This is a genomic window from Comamonas sp. BIGb0152 (assembly GCF_024809975.1).
In the GTDB taxonomy this organism is placed as follows: Bacteria; Pseudomonadota; Gammaproteobacteria; order Burkholderiales; family Burkholderiaceae_C; genus Comamonas.
The window spans coordinates 158,983-181,517 of record NZ_JANUDY010000006.1 but is presented as its reverse complement, the minus strand read 5'-3'; the positions used below and the strand labels follow the sequence as shown (position 1 = coordinate 181,517).

The 22,535-nt window shown below is 64.8% G+C and carries 21 protein-coding genes; 18 read left to right on the top strand and 3 right to left on the bottom strand.

From position 1 onward, the window contains the following. The first annotated feature begins 117 nt into the window (after positions 1 to 117). The 7 genes from M2375_RS13755 to M2375_RS13725 all read left to right on the top strand — a co-directional run bounded on the left by M2375_RS13755 (position 118) and on the right by M2375_RS13725 (position 8,318). A complete protein-coding gene (locus M2375_RS13755) occupies positions 118 to 1,284 on the top strand; it encodes a homoserine O-acetyltransferase (protein WP_259168081.1) in 1,167 nt (388 codons plus the stop codon). Beyond that, complete coding sequence (gene metW / locus M2375_RS13750) at positions 1,281 to 1,868, top strand: methionine biosynthesis protein MetW (RefSeq protein ID WP_259168079.1); 588 nt, start codon at positions 1,281 to 1,283, stop codon at positions 1,866 to 1,868. Before M2375_RS13755 ends, metW begins: the two co-directional genes overlap by 4 nt. Before the next feature lie 147 nt (positions 1,869 to 2,015). Beyond that, entirely contained in the window at positions 2,016 to 3,488 is a 1,473-nt protein-coding gene (locus tag M2375_RS13745; protein WP_259168077.1) for a M20 family metallopeptidase, read from the top strand. An 88-nt stretch (positions 3,489 to 3,576) separates the two neighbouring features. Further along, the gene (locus tag M2375_RS13740; protein ID WP_259168075.1) at positions 3,577 to 3,939 is read left to right on the top strand and encodes a Rieske 2Fe-2S domain-containing protein; all 363 of its coding nucleotides are present in this window, start codon (positions 3,577 to 3,579) and stop codon (positions 3,937 to 3,939) included. Positions 3,940 to 4,062: 123 nt separating this feature from the next. Further along, entirely contained in the window at positions 4,063 to 4,464 is a 402-nt protein-coding gene (locus M2375_RS13735) for a YkgJ family cysteine cluster protein (RefSeq protein WP_116925485.1), read from the top strand. A gap of 166 nt (positions 4,465 to 4,630) precedes the next feature. Continuing rightward, complete coding sequence (locus tag M2375_RS13730) at positions 4,631 to 6,604, top strand: tetratricopeptide repeat protein (RefSeq protein ID WP_259168072.1); 1,974 nt, start codon at positions 4,631 to 4,633, stop codon at positions 6,602 to 6,604. 1 nt (position 6,605) lies between these two features. After that, a complete protein-coding gene (locus M2375_RS13725) occupies positions 6,606 to 8,318 on the top strand; it encodes a glycosyltransferase (protein WP_259168070.1) in 1,713 nt (570 codons plus the stop codon). A gap of 39 nt (positions 8,319 to 8,357) precedes the next feature. Here M2375_RS13725 and M2375_RS13720 read toward each other — a convergent pair whose 3' ends face one another. Next, a complete protein-coding gene (locus M2375_RS13720; protein WP_259168068.1) occupies positions 8,358 to 9,713 on the bottom strand; it encodes a hypothetical protein in 1,356 nt (451 codons plus the stop codon). A gap of 22 nt (positions 9,714 to 9,735) precedes the next feature. Beyond that, positions 9,736 to 10,635 (bottom strand): LysR family transcriptional regulator, encoded by a 900-nt coding sequence (locus tag M2375_RS13715; RefSeq protein WP_259168066.1) that lies wholly within the window; start codon positions 10,633 to 10,635, stop codon positions 9,736 to 9,738. Between the two features lie 80 nt (positions 10,636 to 10,715). On the opposite strand from M2375_RS13715, the gene M2375_RS13710 reads away from it, so the two are divergent. The 3 genes from M2375_RS13710 to M2375_RS13700 are packed head-to-tail and all read left to right on the top strand — an operon-like array spanning position 10,716 to position 13,466. Next, positions 10,716 to 12,101 (top strand): acyclic terpene utilization AtuA family protein, encoded by a 1,386-nt coding sequence (locus M2375_RS13710; protein WP_259168065.1) that lies wholly within the window; start codon positions 10,716 to 10,718, stop codon positions 12,099 to 12,101. Next, the gene (locus M2375_RS13705; RefSeq protein ID WP_259168063.1) at positions 12,098 to 12,460 is read left to right on the top strand and encodes a hypothetical protein; all 363 of its coding nucleotides are present in this window, start codon (positions 12,098 to 12,100) and stop codon (positions 12,458 to 12,460) included. The genes M2375_RS13710 and M2375_RS13705 overlap by 4 nt, the downstream gene beginning before the upstream one ends. Positions 12,461 to 12,494: 34 nt before the next feature. Continuing rightward, positions 12,495 to 13,466, top strand: coding sequence for a tripartite tricarboxylate transporter substrate binding protein (locus M2375_RS13700; protein WP_259168062.1), 972 nt, complete (start codon positions 12,495 to 12,497; stop codon positions 13,464 to 13,466). 36 nt (positions 13,467 to 13,502) lie between these two features. Here M2375_RS13700 and M2375_RS13695 read toward each other — a convergent pair whose 3' ends face one another. Then, positions 13,503 to 14,423 carry a LysR substrate-binding domain-containing protein gene (locus M2375_RS13695; protein ID WP_259168060.1) on the bottom strand — a complete coding sequence of 307 codons (921 nt, stop codon included), beginning with the start codon at positions 14,421 to 14,423 and terminating at the stop codon, positions 13,503 to 13,505. Between the two features lie 219 nt (positions 14,424 to 14,642). On the opposite strand from M2375_RS13695, the gene M2375_RS13690 reads away from it, so the two are divergent. From M2375_RS13690 to M2375_RS13655, 8 genes are all read left to right on the top strand, one after another. Next, a complete protein-coding gene (locus tag M2375_RS13690) occupies positions 14,643 to 15,677 on the top strand; it encodes an ABC transporter substrate-binding protein (protein WP_259168058.1) in 1,035 nt (344 codons plus the stop codon). Between the two features lie 104 nt (positions 15,678 to 15,781). Then, on the top strand, positions 15,782 to 16,834 hold the full coding sequence (locus M2375_RS13685) for an ABC transporter ATP-binding protein (protein WP_259168056.1): 1,053 nt from the start codon (positions 15,782 to 15,784) through the stop codon (positions 16,832 to 16,834). Positions 16,835 to 16,859: 25 nt separating this feature from the next. Next, positions 16,860 to 17,690 (top strand): ABC transporter permease, encoded by an 831-nt coding sequence (locus tag M2375_RS13680; RefSeq protein ID WP_259168313.1) that lies wholly within the window; start codon positions 16,860 to 16,862, stop codon positions 17,688 to 17,690. A gap of 3 nt (positions 17,691 to 17,693) precedes the next feature. Then, positions 17,694 to 18,488 carry an ABC transporter permease gene (locus M2375_RS13675; RefSeq protein WP_259168053.1) on the top strand — a complete coding sequence of 265 codons (795 nt, stop codon included), beginning with the start codon at positions 17,694 to 17,696 and terminating at the stop codon, positions 18,486 to 18,488. An 11-nt stretch (positions 18,489 to 18,499) separates the two neighbouring features. Further along, positions 18,500 to 19,642 carry an FAD-binding oxidoreductase gene (locus M2375_RS13670; RefSeq protein WP_259168052.1) on the top strand — a complete coding sequence of 381 codons (1,143 nt, stop codon included), beginning with the start codon at positions 18,500 to 18,502 and terminating at the stop codon, positions 19,640 to 19,642. After that, on the top strand, positions 19,632 to 19,973 hold the full coding sequence (locus M2375_RS13665) for a (2Fe-2S)-binding protein (RefSeq protein WP_259168049.1): 342 nt from the start codon (positions 19,632 to 19,634) through the stop codon (positions 19,971 to 19,973). The genes M2375_RS13670 and M2375_RS13665 overlap by 11 nt, the downstream gene beginning before the upstream one ends. Further along, entirely contained in the window at positions 19,966 to 21,363 is a 1,398-nt protein-coding gene (locus tag M2375_RS13660) for an NAD(P)/FAD-dependent oxidoreductase (protein ID WP_259168048.1), read from the top strand. Before M2375_RS13665 ends, M2375_RS13660 begins: the two co-directional genes overlap by 8 nt. 1 nt (position 21,364) lies before the next feature. Next, a complete protein-coding gene (locus M2375_RS13655) occupies positions 21,365 to 22,504 on the top strand; it encodes an FAD-binding oxidoreductase (RefSeq protein WP_259168046.1) in 1,140 nt (379 codons plus the stop codon). The last annotated feature ends 31 nt before the right edge of the window (positions 22,505 to 22,535 follow it).

Sequence of the window (22,535 nt, the reverse complement as noted above, 5' to 3'; positions counted from 1 at the left end):
ATCTTTCACGGCGCCGATTTGCTTCAGCTTGCGGGCGCTTTATAAATCCAGCTAAAGACTCGGTAGGCGACTGCACTCCATCGACCCGGCCTCGTTTTTAGCGTTGCCGGGTTTTTTATGTCATTCGTTGCGACACCCCAATCAATGCATTTCCCGGAGGCGCTCCCTTTGCAAAGCGGCGCCTCCATCCGCGACTACCACCTGGCCTACGAGACCTACGGCCAGCTCAATGCCGACCGCTCCAACGCCATCCTGGTCTGCCATGCGCTCAATGCCTCGCACCATGTGGCCGGCTACTACGAAGGCCAGGCCAAGAGCGAGGGCTGGTGGGACAACATGATCGGCCCGGGCAAGCCGGTCGATACCAACCAGTTCTTTGTCATCGGTGTCAACAACCTGGGCTCCTGCTTTGGCTCGACCGGCCCCATGCACCTGAACCCGGACGGCGGCCATGTCTATGGCGCTGATTTCCCGGTGGTGACGGTGGAAGACTGGGTCGATGCCCAGGCGCTGCTGCTGGATCGCCTCGGCATCACCCAACTGGCCGCCGTACTGGGCGGCAGCCTGGGCGGCATGCAGGCGCTGTCCTGGACCTTGCAGTACCCCGACCGCATGCGCCATGCGGTGGTGGTGGCCAGCGCGCCCTGTTTGTCGGCTGAGAACATTGCCTTCAACGAGGTGGCACGCCGCGCCATCGTGACGGATCCGGATTTCCATGGCGGGCACTTCTACCGCGAGGGCGTGATCCCCAAGCGCGGCCTGCGCATCGCCCGCATGATCGGCCACATCACCTACCTGAGTGACGATGTGATGAACCAGAAGTTTGGCCGCCAGCTGCGCGAAGGCATGGACCTGAAATACAGCACCCAGGACGTGGAGTTCCAGATCGAGAGCTACCTGCGCTACCAGGGCGACAAGTTCAGCGACTACTTCGATGCCAATACCTATTTGCTGATCACCCGGGCGCTGGATTATTTTGACCCGGCCAAGCCCTTTGGCGGTGATTTGACGCAGGCGCTGGCCGGTGCCAAGGCCCGCTTTATGCTGGTGAGCTTCAGCACCGACTGGCGCTTTTCGCCGGCGCGCAGCCGCGAGATCGTCAAGGCGCTGCTCGACAACCGCCGCACCGTCAGCTACGCCGAGATTGATGCACCCCATGGGCACGACGCCTTCTTGCTCGACGATGCGCGCTACATGGGCGTGATGCGTTCTTATTTTGAAAACATGGCCCGCGAATTGACGGCCGTCGATCCCCGCCAAGCCAGCGTCCAGGAGGCCGCATGACCGAGTCTTCTTCCACCTTTCAGGCCATTGCCAGCCTGGTGCCCGTGGGCGCCCGCGTGCTGGATCTGGGCTGCGGCGATGGCAGCTTGCTGGCCTATCTGCAGCGCGAGCGCCAGTGCAGCGGCTATGGCATCGAGTTTGACGACGCCAATGTGCTGGCCTGCGTGCGCCGGGGCGTGAACGTGCTGCAGCTGAACCTGGAAGACGGCCTGGCCATCTTCGAGGACAACAGCTTTGACATGGTCCTGCAGATCGACACCTTGCAGCATCTGCGCAATGCCGAGGTGATGCTGCGCGAGACGGCACGCGTGGGCAAGCAGGGCGTGGTGGCCTTCCCCAACTTTGCGCACTGGCCCAACCGCCTGTCTATCCTGCAAGGCCGCATGCCAGTGACCAAGCGCCTGCCCTACCAGTGGTACGACACGCCCAATATCCGCGTCGGCACCTTCAAGGATTTTGAGGTGCTGGCGCTTAAGAACAAGCTGCGGATTTTGGACAGCTTTGGCCTGCAGGGCGGCGAGGTGCGGCGCTGGCTGCCCAATGCCCGCGCGGGCACGGCGGTGTTCCACTTCGAGCACGCCTGATCCCCACTGCGGGCGCTGCCCGGCCGGGCCCTGCGCTGGATGACGGCAGCAGGGCTTTGCCCGAGGCGATAGCCGAGTGGCGCTGGCGCTGGTACGCTTATGCCTGCGGCTGCCCTTGTCGTGGCAGCACCTCCAGGAGATTCACCCATGAACGCCCGCCTAGACGCCACCCAGCTGCAAGCCGATGCTGCCCTCAGCCACATCAGCGCGCAGTGGGACCGCGATATTCTTCGCCAGCTGACCGATTACATCGCCATCCCCGCCAAGTCGCCGGGCTTTGATGGCAACTGGGAGCAGCATGGCTTTATCGACACGGTGGTGCGCAATGCCGCGACCTGGATCGAGGCGCAGAAGGTGGAGGGGCTGACCCTGGAAGTGGTGCGCGTGCCGGGCCGCACGCCGGTGCTGTTCTTCGAGGTGCCCGCCACCCAGGCGCAGAGCACCCAGACCGTGCTGATGTATGGCCACCTGGACAAGCAGCCCGAGTTCTCCGGCTGGCGCAATGACCTGGGCCCCTGGACCCCCAAATACGAAGACGGCAAGCTCTACGGCCGGGGCGGCGCCGATGACGGCTATGCCACCTACGCCAGCGTGGCGGCCATCCAAGAGCTCAAGCGCCAGAATGTGCCGCACCCGCGCATCGTCGGCCTGATCGAGACCTGCGAAGAAAGCGGCTCGGGCGACCTGCCGGTTTACATCGACATGCTCAAGCCCCGCCTGGGCGATGTCGGCCTGGTCATCTGCCTGGACAGCGGCGCCGGCAACTACGACCAGCTGTGGCTGACCACCAGCCTGCGCGGCATGGTGGCGGGCACCTTGAAGGTGGAGATCCTCACCGAAGGCGTGCACTCGGGCGATGCCTCGGGCGTCGTGCCCTCGTCCTTCCGCATCATGCGCCAGGTGCTGGACCGGCTGGAAGACAGCAAGAGCGGCCGCCTCTTGCCCGAGAGTTTTCACTGCGCCGTGCCCGCTGAACGCCTGGCCCAGGCGCAGGCCACAGCCGGCATTCTGGGCGAGGAGCTGTACAAGCGCTTCCCCTGGGCGCACTTTGACTGCAATGGCTCCAGCCTGTTTGCGCTGCCCACCACCACCGACCCCACGCAAGCGCTGCTCAAACGCACCTGGGAGCCCACCTTGTCGGTCACCGGCGCCGAAGGCCTGCCCGCGCTGCAGGATGCCGGCAATGTGCTGCGCCCCTACACCGCGTTCAAGCTCAGCCTGCGTCTGCCCCCGCTGGTCGATGCCACGCAGTGCATGCAAGAGCTCAAGACCTTGCTCGAAGACAATGCGCCTTACCAGGCCAAGGTGACCTGGGAAGGCGCCAATGGCGCCAACGGCTGGAATGCGCCCAGCACCAGCGACTGGTTCCTGAACGCGCTCAACCAATCCAGCCGGGCGCATTTTGGTGCAGACTGCGGCTTTATCGGCCAGGGCGGCTCGATCCCGCTGATGGGCATGCTCAGCGCCGGCTTCCCCAAGGCGCAGATGATGGTCTGCGGCGTGCTCGGCCCCAAGAGCAATGCGCACGGACCCAATGAGTTCCTGCATGTGCCGTATGCCAAGAAGCTGACCGCCGCCGTGGCCCAGGTGATTGCCAGCATGCCGACCACAGCCGCCTAAGCCGCCTTGGCCCCCAGGCAGCCGCCGCGTGCAGCGATGCACGGGGTTGCTGCCTTTTCTTTTTGACGACAACAACAACGCGCCCGCCATGACCGAGCCCAACGCCCCCACCATCTTGTTTGACGGCACCGAACCCCTGGGCGCCAGCGCCGATCTGCAGGACAACGGCAAGCCCTTTTTATTTCAGCTGCCCAACGGCCAGAAAGCCTTTGTGATCCGCTGGCAGGGCCAGTTGCATGGCTGGATCAACGAATGCCAGCACACCAGCGTGGCGATGGATTTTGACGGCGATATTCTGGAAAGCGGCCGGCAGTTCATCCTCTGCCCCTACCACGGCGCCATCTACCAGCCCGATACCGGTAAATGCGTCGGCGGCCCCTGCCGGGGCTCTAGTTTGGATGCGGTGGCCGTCGAGGAGCGCGATGGGGCGATTTGGCTGACAAAGGGCTAGTGGCGGTATCGGCCTGGGCTGCCATGCCCAAGCACGCTGCCAAGAAATCCCTTTGGCGCGATACTGGCGCCCTTGAAAATAAGCGGCCACTTCTGCCAGGCCGCTTGCGCTGCGCCCCCCGCCATGAAATCCCCCATCCGAATCGTTGACGTTGACCGCCTGGAGACCTGGACCAAGTACAAGGCCGGTCTGTGCGACAGCTGCGCGGCCAACTGCTGCACCATGCCGCTGGAGGTGCAGCTGCCCGATCTCGTGCGCCTGGGCCTGGTCGATGCCTTCGAGGTCGATAACATCGCGCACAAGCTCATCGCCAAGCGTCTGCTCAAGGCCCGGCTGATCGACCATTACAACCCCAAGCACAATATCTTCACAATGGCGCGCCGCGCCAGTGGCGACTGCCAGTTTCTCGACCCGGTCGCCAGGCGCTGCACCGTGTATGACAAGCGGCCAGAAACCTGCCGGCTGCATCCTAAAAAAGGCCCCAAGCCGGGGTTTTGTGCCTATGGGCACAAAGATTTGCAATAAATCCTGCCGGGATTATCCGGGGCTGCGCTGGCCGAGCGGTTGGCTCAGCGCTCAGCGCGGTTTATACAGAGGCTAAATAGTCCTCTAGAATGGCTCGCGCACCTGCCGCAGGTGTTGCCCAGGCCCTGCAAACGTATGGCGAGGGCACTATTCAGCCATATAGCCGATGCAAAAATCAAAAATTTTCTGGTCTTTGGGCGTGCTGGCGCTCTTGGCCGCCGTCCTCACGATTTATGGCTTGGGCCTGCACAACAGCCTGGTATTTGACGATGGCCGCCTGACCGATGGCACCATTTTTGGCCGTTATGGCAGCCTGATCGAACCCAAGGTCCGCATGCTGTCCTATGGCAGCTTTGTCTGGCTGCAGTCGCTGTTTGGCGAGAGTATGGCCGTGCAGCGCGCCTTTAATATCTTGCTGCACCTGGCCACTTGCTATGCCATTTGGCTGCTGGTGACGGCGCTGTTCAAACACACTGAGTTTTCCGACGAAGCCCGGTCGCAGCCGGGTTTCGAGACGAATACCCGCATCGCCATTTTTGCCGCCGTCGCGCTGTTTGCCGTGCACCCGGTGGGCGTATATGCCGTGGGTTATTTGGTCCAGCGCAGCATGGTGATGATGACCCTGTTTGCCGCGCTGGCCTGCTGGGCCTATATCCGGGCCTTGTCCGGTGCCGGCCTGCAATGGGCGGCGCTGGCGGTGGTTTTCCTGCTCTGCGCGTTGATGAGCAAGGAGCATGCGGTGGTGCTGCCGGCACTGGCCTTGCCGCTGTATGTATTTGTCAAACGGCCCTCGTGGAAGAAGCTGCTGGCCATCGCCGTGGCGATTGTGCTGCTCATCGGCGTGTTTGCCGCGCTGCTGTGGACGCAGCTGGGCGCCTTTGTTGGCGCCGTGGCCACCGATGACACCTCCTGGGCCTATGTGCGCCAGCTGGAGCAGCAGCAGCCCGGTATCACCTCGTCGATCTATGCGCTGAGCCTGCTCAACCAGGGCAAGCTGTTTTTCGAGTACGGCTTGCTGTGGCTGCTGCCCAATGTGCAGTGGATGGCGCTGGACCTGCGCCCGGTCTTTCCTCTGAGCTTTGGCAGCCTGCCCCATTTGCTGGGTGGCCTGGGCTATGTGGCCGTGGTCATCGGCAGCGCGGTCTTGCTGCTGCGCCGGCGCGATGCCTGGGGCCTCGTGGGCCTGGTGCTGCTGTGCACGGCACTGCTGTTCAGCACCGAGTTTGTCACCGCCTGGTTGCAAGACCCCTTTGTGCTCTACCGCAGCTATGTCTGGGCGATGCTGCTGCCCGCCTTGCTGGCGCTGGTGCTGCTGCTCTTCCCGCGCAAGGCGATGCTGGCGGTGGCCTGCGCCGCCGCGCTGGTGCTGACGGCCTTGGCCGCAGAGCGCAGCCTGAGCCTGAAGACGCCTTACACCGCCTGGAGCGATGCGGCCCAGAAGGTCGATGCGCAAGCCCCCTTTAACGCCTTTGGCCGCTGGCGCCCCTTTATCAACCGAGGCGCCGACCTGATGGAGAACCTGATCTACGAACAGGCGCTGCAGGATTTTGAAAAAGCCGTGGCGCTGCAGGAGCCGCTGGGCTCGGCCCAGTTCAACCGGGGCATGGCGCTGGAGCTGCTCAAGCGCTATCCCGAGGCCTTGGTGGCGTTTGAGGGTGCGCAAAAGCAGGGCTTTGACAACGCGGCCCTGGCCTACCACCAAGCCACCGCCTACAAGATGACGCAGCAGATGGAGCCCGCTTTCCAGGCCTACGCCAAGGCGCTGACCCAGCAGCCCGAAGCGCTGCTGGTGCCCAAGATCCTGCTGGAGCAGGCCGAGGTGGCTATCCCGTCTGGTCACTACGATGTGGCGATTGCCAACTACCAGCGCTTGCTGCAGATATCGCCGGGCAACACCCGCCTGGAAGTGGGCCTGGGCATTGCGCTGATCGGCAAGCAGGATTTTGCGCAGGCCTTGCAGATCTTTGATGCCTCGCTGGCGCGCCAGCCCAATCCCCCCGCTTATTACGGCAAGGCCCTGGTCTACCGCGCCCAGGGCGACCGGGCCCAGGCCATCCACAACATGCAGCGCGCCAGCGCGATGGACCCGGGCAACCCGGTCTACCAGCGCTTGCTGCAGCAACTGCAGGGCGGGCAATAGCATGCTGCGCCATTGGCTGGGCCGGCCCAAGGCGCCGCCCTTGCATGCGCGGGCGGCTGCTGCGCCATTGCGCGTGCTGCATGTGGGCAAGTTCTACCCGCCGTACCGGGGCGGCATGGAATCGTTTCTGGCCGATCTGATCGAGCAGCAGCGCGCCAGCGGTATCGACGCCTATGCGGTGGTGCACGGCGATCCATTGCCCGATGACCCGCCTTGGCTGATCCGCGTGCCGGTGCAGATCACCTTGGTGTTTGCGCCGATTGCGCTGGGTTTTCCGCTGGCGCTGCACCGCGCCATCGCTGCCTTCAAGCCCGATGTACTGCATTTGCACATGCCCAACAATGCCGCGTTCTGGGCCTTGTTGATGCCAGCCGCGCGCCGGGTGGCCTGGGTGACGCACTGGCACTCCGATGTGCTGATCTCCAAATGGGACAGCCTGCTGCAGCTGTGCTACCAGGTCTACAAACCCTTCGAGACCAAGCTGCTGCGGCAAAGCGATGCCATTCTGGCCACATCGCCGCCTTACATGGCCGCCAGCATTCCGCTCCAGCGCTGGTTGTTCAAGACCTTGGCCATTCCGCTGGGCTTGAAGCCGCTGGGCCCCGCCGCGCTGGAACAGGCCCAGACGCCGCCGGCCGCGTTGTGGGGCGATGTGCGCCTGCGCGTGCTGTCGGTCGGGCGGCTGACCTATTACAAGGGCTTTGACACCTTGGTCTCGGCCGTTGCCGGCTTTGCCGATGTGCAGCTGCTGATTGCCGGCGAAGGCGAGCAGCGCAAGGAGCTCGAAGCGCTGATTGCGCGTGAGCGCGCCCAGCAGGGTTGCGCCAACGTCCAACTGCTCGGCCAGGTCAGCGAAGCGCAAAAGCATGCGCTGTTCAACAGCTGCGATATCTTTGCGCTGGCGTCGCGCGAGCGCACCGAGGCCTTTGGCCTGGTCTTGATCGAAGCCATGCAGCATGGCAAGCCCTGTATGGCGTCTGACCTCGATGGCTCGGGCATGTCCTGGGTGGTGGGGCAGTCGGGCAGCGGCCAGTGCTATGCCCCCGACCAGGTGCAGGCCTGGAAAGAGGCCATACGCCAGGCCCTGGCCGCCAAGGCGCAGCTGGCTGAGCGGGGCCTGGTAGCGCAGCAGGCGGCCGATGCCTATTTCAGCATTGGCCAGTGCGAGCGGCGCATTGCCGAGGTCTATGACAGCCTGCGGCCTGCAGCCGAGCCCGCGCCTGTCTTGCCCCCTGTGGCGGCGCCTGCCCGGCCATTGCAGGTGGCCGTGGTGCAGCAAGCGGGCCAGTGGCCGGCGCTGGCGCAATGGCAGGCGGCCCACCCTGAGCGCCTGCTGCTGTGTGTGGATGCCAGCGGGCAGTCGCTGGCCGCTGCCCGCCCCGCCCCAGACGGGCTGGCAACAGTGTCATTGGCCGACCTGCGTTGGCCGGAGGTGATCGAGCTCATCCAGCGGCTGGCGGAAGAGCAGGGGCTGAGCGATCTGTCTATCTGCGCGGCGGCGGATCTGTGGGGCCAGACCGGCGGCACTGCAGCCCCGCAACCTGAACCCGGCTTGTGGCAGCGCTGGCTGGCACGGCGGGGCGTTCGCCATCTGCAGCTGGGGCAGGGCGCGCTGGTGCTGCGCGGCGCAGAGCTGGCCGCCTGGGTCGGCGCGCGCCATGCAACGCTGGGCAAGCATTTGTTCATGCGTACCGGCGCTGCATCGCAGGCCTAGGCGTTTTATCGCTGGCCCTGTGCGTGCAGGGCCACTGGCTCAGCAGCCCAGCAGCAGGGGCGGGCGCACCACGGCCAGTATGCTGGCCGCCATGCCCGTGCCCAGCAGCAAGCCCCGGCGCCAGTGCGGCCAGTGGCGGCTGACATGCTCCATGCCCAGCGCAGCCGGCACGGCGGCAAAAAAGATGCCGTAGTTGAGCACGCGCAATAACCAGTTGGTGTCCAGCAGCCACCAGGAGGCGGCTACCGACAGCAGGCCTAGCAGCGCAATGCCCACCAGCACGCAGACCAGAAAACGGGCCATGCCGGGATCGATCCGGTGGTGGTGAAAGCCCCCCAGCCAGCGCCCGGCGCCCACCAGCAAAAACCCGGCAAACAGCAGGTTGCCGGACTGGAATAGCACAAACCGAATCCAGGATCCGCCATACGGCGCCCATGCAGCGGGTGGCAGCAAATAGGCTTGCATCGTAAGCACCACCAGCGCAGCGGTGCACAGTGCCCAGCCGACTGCACGCTGGTGGCGCAGCAGGCGCGCGGCAACCACGGCCGGCCAGTGGGCTTGCTGCTGCCAGAAGTGGCGACTGGCCCAGACCAGTGCCGCAGCCAGGGCCAACGCAGCCAGCGACATCGGCAGGCTCAGCGGCCAGTGCCTAAAGTGGGCCTGGCGCAGGTCGCGCAGCATATCGGTGTAGGGGCCGCCCGGCCAGGCATAGACCGCAAAACTGGCGATGGCCAGCAAGCTGACCACCAGGTGGCGCAAAGTCCAGCGGCGCTGGGCGATGCCGTGGGCCACCACCAGCACGGTGCAGAGAAACACCAGCACCGCGTGGCTGAGGATATGGGTAAAGGCCACGCAGGGCAGGGCGACAAAAAAGGCCAGGCCGCCCCGGTGCTGCAGCCAGCGCCAGGCCGAGATGGTGCCCAGAAACACCGCCAGCTGCCCCCACTGCTGCGGGCGCGCCTCCAGCAAGGGCGCCCAGAAATAGCTGGACAGCGCCAGGGTGGCAAACACGGGGACCAAGGTCTTGAGCCCCAGGCGGTAGTAGCCCCAGCTCAAGCCGCCCACCACGATAAACACCCCGCAGACCCCCATCCAGGGCATCACCTCGGCATGGCTGGAATCGGTATACCAGGCGGCCTGGCGCAAGGTGTTCACAAAGGCGGGCCCCGAGACCGGCCAGGCGACGCCTCGGTCGAGCTGCTGGGCAATGCCGATCCAATTTTTCTCGTCGTTGACGCACAGCGGGTAATCCAGCAGCACGCGCATCACACACGCAAGCAGCGCAAACAGCGCCGCCCAGGCCAGCAGGGACAGCACCCGCGTGCGCAGTGCCAGATACGGCAGCGGCGTGGGGGGGGCAGCAGGTGGTGACAGGGGCGGGGCGGGCAAGGGCATCTGCGCTGCAGTGTAGAGGGCCTCAAGCAATATGGGAGAAATCTGGGCGTTTTTGTTGCATTAATTGGTACAGCGCCTGGGCCACCAAAGACAGGCTGGGCTCACGCCTGCGCACCATGTAGATCTGGCGGTCCATGCCCGGCAGGTGCATGGGGCGGGTGACCAGACCAGGCTGCGCAAAGTGAAACAAGCTGAGGGCCGGCACCACGCTGATACCCAGGCCCGCCTTGACCAGGCCCATCACGGTGGCCAGCTGCTCCACCTCCACCAAGGTCTGCATGGCCTGCGGAAAAAAGGCGGCATCCAGGTACTGGCGCACGCTGCTGTGCCGGGCCAGGTGGATAAAGGGCCAGGGGCTGAGGTCGGCCAGCTGCACCTCGTCCAGTGCGGCCAGGGGGTGGCCTACCGGGCAGACCAGGTGAAAGCGGTCGCTGCAAAAGGGTTCGGCCCGCAGGTCAGGCGTATCGGCGCGGATGGCGGCCAGCGCAAAGTCCGCATCGCCATTGGCCACCGCCGCAATACAGGGCTCGGACAGCACATCGAAGACCTGCAGCTGCACGCCCGGGTGCTGGCCGGCAAAACTGCGCAGCACCGGCGGCAGCCAGCCCGCAGCCAGCGATGGCAGCAAGGCCACCGCCACCCGGCCGTGGGCCAGTTGGGCGGTATCGCGCATGGCTTTTTCGCAGGCGGCAAATTCGGCGGCTATGCGCTGGGCCGACAGCAAAAACTGCTCGCCCTCGGGCGTCAGCAGCACATGGCGGGTGCTGCGCTCAAACAGGCGCAGGCCCACCGTGGTTTCCAGGCTGCGGATCAGGGCGCTAAAGGCCGGCTGGGACAGGTGGCAGAGGCTGGCTGCGCGGGTGAAGTTCTTCTGGCTGGCCAGCGCCAGAAAGGCCTGGATGTCGCGTTGGGATAGATTCATTTGTAATACAGATTAATCGATCTCAATTATCGATTTCACAACATAGAACCTATTTTCTATAGTGGCCTGCAGGAGATGCTATGGAGACAGACAACAAAGCAGCCGCGCCCATGCTGATTGGCTGCGCGGCAGGATTCTCGGGTGACCGAGTGGATGCGGCAGGGCCGGTGGTGCAGGCGCTGGTGGCCTTGCAGCAGCCGGCGTTTTTGATTTTTGAAACCCTGGCCGAGCGCACCTTGGCGCTGGCCCAGCTGGCCCGGCGCGACGACCCCGAAGCCGGCTATGAGCCCTTGCTGCTGGAGTTTTTGCGCCCGGTGCTGGCCGCATGCCTGGCCCACCGCATCCGCATCGTCAGCAATTTTGGTGCGGCCAATCCGCAAGGCGCTGCCCGCGCCATAGCCGCGCTGGCCCGCAGCCTGGGCCTGCGCGCACCCCGTATCGCCGTGGTGCACGGCGATGACCTGAGTGGCCCGGCCCACCGGCCCATGCTGGCCCAGGCGCTGGGTGCGGCCATGCCCGACCAGCCCCTTGTCAGCGCCAATGCCTATATCGGCGCGCGGCCAATCGCCGAGGCCTTGCAGGCGGGCGCCGATATCGTGGTCTGCGGCCGGGTGGCTGATCCATCATTGGTGCTGGGCCCGGCGATGGCGCACTTTGGCTGGGCCTGGGACGACTGGGACCGCCTGGCCCGCGCGACCATGGCCGGCCACTTGCTGGAATGCGGCACCCAGGTGAGCGGCGGCTACTTTGCCGATCCCGGCTACAAGGACGTGCCGGGCATGGACCAGCTGGGCTACCCGATTGCCGAGATCGACGACAGCGGCAACTGCAGCATCTTCAAGCCCGAAGGCACCGGCGGCTGCATCACGACCGCCACGGTCAAGGAGCAGCTGCTCTACGAGATCCATGACCCGCGCTGCTACCTGACCCCCGATGTGGTGGCCGATATCAGCCAGGCCCGGGTGCGGGCTGAGGGCGAGAACCGGGTGCGGCTGGAGGGCGTCATCGGCCACCCGCGTCCTGCAACCCTCAAGGTCAACACCTGCTATGCCTCAGGCTGGTTTGCCGAGGCCGAAATCTCCTACGCCGGCCCCCGCGCGGCCGAGCGCGCCCGGCTGGCGGCGCAGACCGTTGCCCAGCGCCTGCAGGGCATCGCGCCCATACGCAGCGACTTGATTGGCGTGACCAGCGTCTGGGGCAACGATGCCAGCGACTGGCTGGCCGGTGCTGATCTGACTGCCGCATCGCCCGATGTGCGCCTGCGCATGGCCTGGCAGCATGGCGACAAGGCCACCGCCGCCCGCCTGCCGCGCGAGGTGAATGCGCTGTACTGCTGCGGGCCGGCAGGGGGCGGAGGCGTGCGCAGCCATATGCGCCAGCGCCTGGGCATGGTGTCTTGCCTGGTGCCCCAGCAGCTGATTGCCACCGGCTTTGAATGGGCACAAGACGGAGCCGATACCCCATGAACGACACGATCACCACCCCGCTGTACCGCCTGGCCCATGGGCGCACGGGCGACAAGGGCAACCGCTCCAACATCAGCGTCATCGCCTGGCATCCCGCGCTGTGGGAGGTTATCTGTGACCAGGTCACCGAAGCGGCGGTGGCCGCGCTGTTTGCCGACCGCCAGCCTAGCCAGGTGCAGCGCTACCTGCTGCCCCAGCTGCAGGCGATGAACCTGGTGCTGGACGAGGTGCTGGACGGCGGCGTCAACGACGCGCTGAACCTCGACAGCCATGGCAAGACCTTGTGCTTTCGCGTGCTGCAGATGCCGATTGCGCTGCCGGCGCATTTGCAAATCCATCTGATAGGCCCTGCGCCTTGAGATGGACGAATAAAAAACCAACCGGAGACAAGAGATGACATTTTCCACCCGCCGCCACCTGCTGGCCTGTGCCGCCACCCTGGCCCTCAGCCCGCTGGCCTTTGCCCAGAGCGACTACCCGTCCAAGCCCATCACCTTTGTTGTGCCCTTTGCCGCAGGCAGCGCCACCGACCAGCTGGCGCGCGCGCTGGGCCAGGCGGTGACCGAGCAGACCCGCCAGCCGGTGATCGTGGAGAACAAGGCCGGTGCCAGCGGCATGATTGCCGCGCAGGCGGTGGCCAAGGCCCCGGCCGATGGCTACACGGTGCTGATCACCACCAACACCACGCATGCGGCCAATATCCACCTCTACCGCAAGCTGTCCTATGACCCGGTGAAGGACTTCACGCCCATCACCGGCCTGGGCAAGGGTGGTCAGGTGCTGGTGGTGCCGGCCAATGCGCCGTACCAGTCGGTGGGCGATCTGCTGGCCTACGCCAAGGCCAACCCGGGCAAGCTCAGCTTTGGCAGCGGCAGCTCGTCCAGCCGCGTCGCGGGCGAGATGCTCAAGCAGCTGGCCCATGTGGACATCCTGCATGTCCCCTACAAGAGCAACCCCTTGGCCATCACCGACCTGCTGGGTGGCCAGATCAACCTGATGATCACCGACGTCTCCACCGGCGTGCCGCAGATCAAGGCGGGCAAGCTGCGCGCTTTGGGCTATTCCACCCAAAAGCGCAGCGCCCAGCTGCCCGATGTGCCGACCATTGCCGAGGCCGGTGTGAAGGGCTACGACATGGGCTACTGGTTTGCCGCCTATGCCCCTGCCCATGTGCCCCCTGCCGTCAGTGCCAAACTGCACCAGCTGCTGGGCCAGGCCGTCGGCAGCGCGGCGGCCAAGTCCTTCTTCGAGATGTCCGGCTCCGAGCCCTGGACGACGAGCCAGGCCGAGCTGGCGCAGTTCCAGGCGGCCGAGACCACCAAGTGGGGGCAGGTGATCAAGGCGGCGGGTATTACGCCGGAATAAACCGGCTCCCATCCGCATGCACTGCCCAAATACTGGTTAGAGAATCCAGCGCTTGGGCAGCATGCGCTTGATCTCCGCCTTGGCCAGGTCAATAAACGGCTTGAGCACCAAGGTGGAGGCATGGCGGTTGGAGACCACCATCGAGTACTCGCAGGGGACGGCGGGCTCGAACAGCACAAACTTCACATCCGGGCCGTGGTAGCTGCAGGCCGTGAGCGGGTCGATGATCGCCAGGCCGGCGCCGGCCTCGACCAGCTTGATGGCGGCATACGAGATCTGGGTCTCGATGTTCACACGGCGCTGCACGCGGTTGACGAGGAACAGGCTGTCGAGCTTGGTGCGGGTCTCCATCATCGTGGGCAGCGACACCAGCGGCTCGTCGACAAAATCGATGGGTGACAGGCTGGTCTTGCGCGCCAGCTTGTGGCCGGCCGGCACCGCGACCACCAACTTGCCAATCACCAAGGTCTCCAGCCCCTTGAAGCGCGTGTGGTCGGGTGAGAGCATCACAAAGCCGATATCGCAGCGTTCGGCCTGCACCATGTCCAGGGCGGCCGGCGAGGCCTGCATGTGCAAGGTGACCAGGGTCTCAGGGAACTGGGCGCTGAACTTGGCAATGGCGCTGGGCAGAAACGAGGTCGCCATGGCCGGCGCAGCCGTCACCTCCAGCCGCTGCAGGCGCCGAAAACGCACGTTCTCGGAGATGTTCCGGATGCGCTCTATGCCCATCAGCGCCTGGTGCACGTCTTCCAGCAACAAGGTCGCTGCCGACGTCGGCTGCAGCCGGCTTTTGACCCGCTCGAACAGCGGCACACCGATGCGCGCTTCGAATTCGGCGATCAGCCGCGTGACCACCGGCTGGGTCACCTCCAGCGACTGGGCGGCCGCCGTGACCGAGCGGCGCAGCATCAGCGCCCGAAACGCTTCCAGGTGCCGCAGTGTGATCTTCTTATCCATGTTGTAAAGACATGAGTTGATGGCCTAATGCAATCCAATAGTGTACTGAATTAATATTTATTCATAAATTTCAATGCCTTATCGATAGTCGATTTTCCATCCCATAAAGGCATTGAAGCAGGCATTCACCAATTCAATTTTGGCTCCAGATGCCTATCATTGGGAACCAGACAGATTCAATTTCACTTTAGCCCCACGTACTTTTTGGAGGTAATTTCGATGACCGCATCCCGTCTGGCTCTTTCTCTGGCCGCAGCCTTTGCTGCCACCACCGGCATCGCCCATGCTGAAGACATTTATGTCGGTGGCTATGGCGGCTCTACCGAGACCGCTTTCAAGCAAAAGATCATTCCGGCCTATGAGAAGCTGACGGGCAACAAGGTGATCTATGTGCCGGGCAACTCCACCGACACCTTGGCCAAGCTCCAGGCCGAAAAGAACAACCCGCAGTACGACGTGGCGCTGATGGACGACGGCCCCATGGAGCAGGCGGTGCAGTTCGGCTTTTGCGGCGATATCGAAGCCGCACCGGTCTACAACGACCTCTACCCCATGGCCAAGACGGCGGGCAACAAGTCGCTGAACCTGGGCGTCATCGCCACCGGGCTGTTCTACAACGAAGAAGCCTTCAAAAAGGCCGGCTGGGCCGCTCCCACCTCGTGGAACGACCTCAAGGACAAGAAGTTCAAGAGCAAGGCCGTGATCCCGCCGATCAACAACGGCTACGGTCTGCAGACCCTGCTGATGTTTGCCGAAATCAACGGCGGCGGCGCCAACAATATCGACCCCGGTTTCCAGGCGCTGATCAAGGAAGTCGGCCCCAACGTGCTGGCCTGGGAGCCCTCGCCCGGCAAGATGACCGAGCTGTTCCAAAACGGCGATGCGGTCATCGGTGTCTGGGGCAGCGGCCGCGTCAAGGCGCTGGCCGATACCGGCTTTCCGGTGAAGTTCGTCTACCCCAAGGAAGGTGCGTTTGCGCTGTTCACCTCCGTCTGCCCGGTCGCCAAAAAGCAGCCCAAGGCCGGTGCGCAAAAGTTTGTGCAGTTCCTCTACACGCCTGAGTCGCAAACCGCGCTGGCCGAGACCCAGGCCTGGGGGCCCATGAACAGCAAGGTCAAGCTCGACGAGAAGGTCGCCAAGCAAGTGCCTTATGGCCCCGAGCAGATCGCCCAGTTGAAGACCGTGGACTACAAGATCGTCAACGTCAAGCGCTCCGAATGGACCAACCGCTGGAACCGCACGGTCGAGCGCTAAGAGCGCCTCGACATCTATCCCTGGGATAGGTGCTAAGCGCCGCCAGCACTACCACACAGGCTTGCCGCGCCGCCCCACGCGGGCCGCAGGCCCCGGAGTTTCATATGAGTTTTCTACGTATCGAGGGCCTCGCCAAGAGGTTCGGGGATTTTGTTGCCGTCAAGGACTTCCACCTGGAGGTAGAGCGCGGTGAGTTTGTGTCGCTGCTCGGCCCTTCGGGCTGCGGCAAGACAACCACCTTGCAGATGATTGCCGGCTTTCTGGACCCCAGCCAGGGCCGCATTGTGCTGGACGGCAAAGACATCACCCAGCTGCGCCCCGAGCAGCGCGGCATGGGGGTGGTGTTCCAGAGCTATGCGCTGTTCCCCCACATGACGGTGGAGCAGAACATCGCCTTTGGCCTGGAGATGCGCAAGCTCAGCCGCGAGCTGGTGCAAAAGCGCATCCAGGATGCGATTGCCCTCGTCCGCCTCCATGGTCTCGGTGCCCGCTACCCGCGTGAACTCTCCGGCGGCCAGCGCCAGCGCGTAGCCATTGCCCGGGCACTGGCAATCCAGCCGGAGGTGCTGCTGCTGGACGAACCCATGTCCAACCTGGACGCCAAGCTGCGCCAGGAAATGCACGTCGAGATGCGTGCCATCCAGCGCCAGCTGGGCATCACCACCATCTTGGTGACGCACGACCAGGTTGAGGCGATGACCATGAGCGACCGCATTGCGGTGATGCACAACGGCCAGATCGCCCAGGTCGATACGCCCCAGCAGATTTACGACAAGCCCAGCTGCGACTTTGCCTCGGTGTTCCTGGGCAAGACCAACCGCTTTGAAGGCCAGGCCCACAGCCGCGAGGCCGTCAAGATTGGCGACATGCTGCTGGGGGCACCCAGCCCGGTGGACAGCGGCCCGGTGGTGGTCTACCTGCGGCCCGAGCGCATTGCAGTGGGTGCGGCGGGCGATGGCGGCCTGCCCGGCACCATCAAGACCTTGCTGTTCCTGGGCAGCCAGTGGGTGGTGAATGTGAGCACCGCGCTGGGCGACATCCACATCAGCCTGCCCAATGCGCGCCGCGCTGCGCTGCATGAGGGCGCAGAAGTGAGCCTGAACTGGGCGCCCGAGGATGTGCGCGTGCTGACCCAGCAGGAGGCCAGCCGTGGATAGCAAGAACCGCTGGAAACCCTGGCTCATGTCGGGCCCCGGCCTGCTGGTCTTTGTGACCATGCTGCTGGCGCCTTTGGCCCTGACCGCCATCCTGTCGCTGAATGTTTTCAATGGCATGGAAGGCATCCAGAACGTCTATTCGCTGAAGAACTACCTGGAGATCTTCAGCGACAGCTACTACCTGGAAATTTTTGGCCGCACCGCGCTGATGTCGGCCATCGTCACCGTGCTCTGCGTGGTGCTGGGGGTGCCCGAGACCCTCATCATCTCCCGCATGCGGGGCCGCTGGCGCGGTGTGTTCTTGCTGATCATTCTGGCGCCGCTGCTGATCTCGGTGGTGGTGCGTACCCTGGGCTGGTCCATCCTGATGGGCAACAACGGCCTGATCAACAAGGGCCTGATGCTGTTCCACATCATCGATGAGCCACTGCGCCTGGCCTTCACGATGACCGGCGTGACCATTGCCATGGTGCATGTGATGGTGCCCTTCATGGTGATCTCCGTCTGGGCCTCGCTGCAAAAGCTCGATCCCCAGGTCGAGAACGCCGGCCTGTCGCTGGGTGCCAGCCAGCGCACCGTCTTCCGCCGCGTGGTGCTGCCCCAGCTGCTACCGGGCATCCTCTCGGGCAGCATCATCGTGTTTGCGCTGTCGGCATCGGCCTTTGCCACGCCGGCGCTGCTGGGGGGACGCCGCCTCAAGGTCGTCGCTACCGCCGCCTATGACGAGTTCCTCAACACCCTGAACTGGCCGCTGGGCGCTGCCATTGCCGTGGTGCTGCTGGTGGCCAACATCATCATCATCGTGGGCTGCAATCGCTGGATAGAGCGCCGCTTCAAATCCGTTTTCGAGGGTTGAGCCATGCAAAAAAACAGTCCTCTGGCGCTGGTCTACCACGCGCTGTTCATTACCTTCATCCTGGCGCCGCTGGCCGTGGTGGTGGCGGTGGCCTTTACCGACAAGGGCTTTATCTCCTTCCCCACCGATGGCCTGTCCTTGCGCTGGTTCCGCGCCATCCTCGATGCGACCGAGATCAAGTCGGCCTTCTGGTTCTCGGCCAAGCTGGGCCTGGCTGCCGCCTCGATCGCCATTGTGCTGGCGGTGCCCGCGGCGCTGGCCATTACCCGCCACCGCTTTGCCGGTCGCGAGGTGCTGATGGCCTTTTTCATGTCGCCCTTGATGATTCCGCATGTGGTGCTGGGCGCTGCGTTTCTGCGCTTTTTCAACATCGCGGGGCTCTCGGGCTCGTTCTTCTGGCTGATGTTCACCCACGTGATCTGCATCATGCCCTATGCCTTGCGCATGGTGCTGTCGGCTGCCACCGGCATGAACCGCGAGATCGAGCATGCCGGCCTGTCGCTGGGCGCATCGCGCGGCACCGTCTTTCTGCGCATCACCGTGCCCATGCTGATGGCCGGCATCGCAGGCGGCTGGATGCTGTCCTTTATCCAGAGCTTTGACGAGCTGACGATGACGGTGTTTGTGGCCACCCCCGGCACCATGACCCTGCCGGTCGCCATGTACAACCACATTGCCCAGACCATTGACCCGCTGGTGACCTCGGTTTCCACCGTGCTGATCGTCGGCACCCTGGTGCTGATGGTCATCCTGGACAAGCTGGTCGGGCTGGAGAAGGTACTGATTGGCAAAGGTTGAGAGAGAGAAAAATGAACAACAACACATATTCCAGCGATGTCATCGTGATCGGGGGCGGCTTGGTGGGCAGTTCCGTGGCTTACGGGCTGCTGCGCCAGGGCCTGTCGGTCACCATCATCGATGGCGCGGACGACACGCTGCGCCCCTCACGCGGCAACTTTGGCCTGGTCTGGGTGCAGGGCAAGGGCTACGGCATGGCGGACTACGCCCGCTGGAGCTTTGGCTCGGCCCGCCAGTGGCCTGCGCTGCGCGATGAGCTGCAGGCGCAGACCGGCATCGACGTCGAGCTGATGCAGCCCGGCGGCCTGCACATCTGCCTGAGCGAAGACGAGCTGGCCCAGCGCGTGGACAAGCTGCGCTGGCTGGAGTCCGAGGTGGGCGACCCGGCCTACCACAGCACCGTGCTGAGCCGCGACGAGGCCGCCCAGCACCTGCCGGGCCTGGGCCCCGAGGTGGTGGGTGCCACCTACTCGGCGATGGACGGCCACTGCAACCCCTTGAAGCTGCTGCGCGCGCTCTACAGCGCCAATATCGCCAAGGGCGCGCGCATCCACAACCGCATGCAGGTCGATGCGATCCGCAAAGAGGGCGGCATCTTCCACGTCCGCGCGGGCGCGCAGGCCTGGCAGGCCCCGCGTATCGTGATTGCCGCCGGCCATGCCACGCAGCAGCTGTCGGCCATGGTGGGCATGTTTGTGCCGGTGCGGCCCAACAAGGGCCAGGTCTTCATCACCGAGCGGGTACAGCCCTTTTTGCCCCATCCCACCAACTATGTGCGCCAGACCGATGAGGGCACGGTGCAGATCGGCGACTCGATGCAGGAGCTGGGCTTTGACGACATGGTGCGCGTGCCGGAGAACGCCAAGATCGCGGCGCGTGCGGTCCAGTGCTTCCCGCTGCTGGCCAATGCAAGGGTGGTGCGAACCTGGGCGGCGCTGCGGGTGATGTCGCCCGATGGCTTTCCGATGTACCAGGAATCCGAGAGCCATCCCGGCGCCTTTGCGGTGACCTGCCACAGCGGCGTCACCCTGGCGGCCCAGCACGTCTATTGCATCGCCCCCTGGGTGGCCACCGGCCTGCGCCCGGCCGCTATCGAGGCATTCCCGGCGACCCGATTTACGCCAGAAACGGAAGTGAAACCTTATGGCATCTAAAGCCCTTTTCAAATACCTCCCCGGCCACCAGGCCGGGGCCTCGGCCTCCGTGTCGGTGCTGGTCAATGGCGCGGTGGTGCGCATGTCGCCCGCCGCCAGCCTGGCTGCCGGCCTGTTGGCCGCCGGCATTACCGCCGTGCGCGTCTCCCCGGTGGGCCAGGGCGCCCGCGCGCCTTACTGCATGATGGGCGTGTGCTTTGAGTGCCTGGTCGACATCAATGGCCGGCCCAACCAGCAGGCCTGCCTGATCACCCCGCAAGACGGCATGGAAGTGACCACCATGCAAGCGGCGCCCTGTGCACTGCCCCAGCAGGAGGCCAAGCATGTCTAAGCCCAGCATTCCTTTGAACGATGCGCCCCACCAGCTGCGCGACCTGGTGGTGATTGGCGCCGGCCCGGCCGGCATGGCAGCGGCCCTGGCGGCCCAGCGGCGCGGCCTGGATGTGCTGCTACTCGACGAGCAACCCCAAGTCGGCGGCCAGATCTACCGCAGCGTTACCCAGACCGATGCCCAGCGCGAGCGCATTTTGGGCGCGGACTATGTCTACGGCAAATCGCTGGCCGAGCAGATCCGCGCCAGTGGCCTGACCCACTGGGCGGGCGCCGCCGTCTGGCAGATCGACCCGGACAAGACCGTGCATGTGCTGCGCAATGACCGCACCAGCCGCATCGAGACCAAGTCGCTGGTGATTGCCACCGGCGCGATGGAGCGGCCCTTTCCCGTGCCGGGCTGGACCCTCCCCGGTGTGATGACCGCCGGCGCCGGCCAGATTTTGCTGAAGAACGCCGCCGTGGTGCCCCAGGTGCCGGTGGTGCTGGCCGGCTGCGGCCCCTTGCTCTACCTGCTGGCGGCGCAGTACCTGCGCGCCGGGGTGGAGATCCGCGCGGTGCTCGATACGTCTGCGGGCACCGACTGGCGCCTGGCGATCCGCCATGCCTCGTCGCTGCTGGCCGGCTGGGGCTATGTGCGCAAAGGCCTGGGCCTGCTGCGCGAGATCAAGTCGGCTGGCATTCCCTTCTTCAAGGACGTGGGCGGCTTGCGCATCGAGGGCGAAGATGCCGTGCGGCAAGTGCGCTTTAGCAGCGCGGGCCGGGCCCAGCAGATCGACTGTGAGCTGGTGATGCTGCACCAGGGCGTGGTGCCCAACACCCAGGTGTCCTGGTCCTTGCGGGCTGCGCACCAGTGGGACGACGAGCAGCTGTGCTGGCTGCCCGTGCTCGACGATTGGGGCCAGACCAGCCTGCCGGGCATCTATATCGCCGGGGACGGCGCGGGCATTGGCGGTGCGCTGGTGGCCGAGATGCAGGGTGCTTTGACCGGCATAGCCGTGGCCAACAGCCTGGGCTTTGGCACGAGCGAAGACGGTGCGCAGCAGCGCGCCCATATCGCCCAGCATCTGCGTATCCGCCCCTTTCTGAACCAGCAGTACCGGCCCAAGGACGAGTTCCGCATTCCGGCCGACGAGGTGGTGGTCTGCCGCTGCGAAGAGGTGACGGCTGGCGCGATCCGCGAGCAGGTGCAGCTGGGCTGCGTGGGCCCCAACCAGACCAAGTCCTTCAGCCGCTGTGGCATGGGCCCCTGCCAGGGCCGCCAATGCGGTTTGACGGTGACCGAGATCATCGCCAAGGAGGCCAAGCTGCCGCCGCAGGAGGTCGGTTACTACCGCATCCGGCCGCCGCTCAAATCGCTGTCCTTGGCCCAGCTGGCCGCAGGCGTGTGACATGGCCGGCATAGCCAGCCGGGCATCCGGCAGCAGCGATGTGCTGGTGATCGGGGGCGGCCTGCAAGGCCTCTCCAGCGCCTTCCAGCTCGCCAAGGCAGGCCTGCGCGTACGCCTGCTGGAGGCCGAGTACTGCGGCCGCCATGCCTCCGGCGTTAATGCCGGCGGCGTGCGCACCTTGGGCCGCCATGTGGCCGAGATTCCGCTGGCCTTGGCCGCGCGTGAGCAGCTCTGGCATGGCCTGGCCGACATCATCGGCAGCGATGGTGGCTTTGTGCCCTCGGGCCAATTGCAGGTAGCAGAGAACGAGGCCGACGAGACCAAGGCCAAGGCGCGTGTGGCCCTGCTCAACGGCCTGGGTTTTTTCCATGAGCAATGGGTGGACCAGCAGCAGGTGCGCGAACTGGTGCCCAGCATCTCACCTCATGTGGTGGGCGGCCTCTGGGCCGACCGCGATGGCTATGCGCTGCCCTACAAGGTGGCCACGGCCTACCGGCTAGCAGCAGAAAGGCTGGGCGTGCAGATCACCGAGCAGGCACCGGTGCTGCGGGTGGACCACCAGGCCGGCATGTGGCAGGCGAGCACCGCGCAGGGCAGGTTCCATGCGCCCTGGCTGGTCAACACCGCAGGCGCCTGGGCGGCAGATTTTGCCGCGCAGGTGGGCGACCCGGTGCCGATGGTGGCCGGTGGCCTGATGCTGATGGTGACCCAGCGCGTGGCGCCCTTTGTCAAACCGGTGCTGGGTGCCATGGGCCGGCCGCTGTCGTTCAAGCAGTTCGACAACGGCACGGTGGTGATTGGTGGCGGCCTGCGCTGCGAGGCCGATGCCAGCCAGCGCCATGCGATGGTCGATCTCAACCGCATGCCCAAGAGCGCGCAGACGGTGATCGACCTGTTTCCGCATCTGCGCGATGTGAGCATTGCAAGGGCCTGGACCGGTATCGAGGGCTTTATGCCCGATGAGATTCCGGTCATCAGTATGAGTGCCAGTGCTGATAACCTCGTGCATGCCTTTGGCTTCTCAGCCCATGGCTTTGAGCTCAGTCCGATTACCGGCTGCATTGTGGCCGAGCTGGTGACCCAGGGCACCAGCAGCTTGCCGATTTCGGCGTTTCGTGTGGACCGCTTTGCTAATGCTTAGCTGCAGCGGTCGTATTTTTATCTCAGGGAGT